The organism is Vibrio sp. 1069 (genome assembly GCF_033340555.1).
Map to the genome: position 1 here is coordinate 1 of NZ_JAWOWP010000892.1, position 531 is coordinate 531.

The window sequence follows — 531 nt, forward strand, 5'->3', positions numbered from 1 at the left end:
TTGGTTTTGCTCAACAAACTTCTTCAAGCCAGCAAGCGCAAGCGCCCCGGATGGTTCAGCAATCGCGCGAGTATCCTCAAAAATGTCTTTTACGGCAGCGCAGATTTCATCGCTTGAAACCGCCACATGACCATCAATGTATTTCTGACACAAGCGGAACGTTTCTTCACCGATGCGTTTTACCGCCACACCATCGGCAAACATGCTGACTTGGTCGAGCACCACCGGTTCACCAGCATCAAGCGCCGCTTTCAGACAAGACGAGTCTTCAGGTTCGACGGCGATGACTTTGATTTCTGGCATCAGTTGCTTGACCAGAACCGCTACACCAGCCGCCAAGCCACCGCCTCCAACCGGCACGAAGATGTAGTCGAGATGACCATTTTGCTGCAGCATTTCCATGCCGATGGTGCCTTGGCCTGCGATCACCAATGGGTGGTCGAAAGGAGGCACGAACGTATAACCGTGTTGTTCTGACAAGCGTTCGGCTTCGGCTTTTGCTTCATCAAAGTTGCTGCCGTGCAGCACCAC

At 52.9% G+C, this 531-nt stretch carries 1 protein-coding gene; it reads right to left on the bottom strand.

What is annotated here, in order from left to right; genetic code table 11:
- Positions 1–531 (bottom strand): pyridoxal-phosphate dependent enzyme (locus tag R7040_RS29670; RefSeq protein WP_318098077.1); only part of this gene is annotated, 531 nt, incomplete at both ends.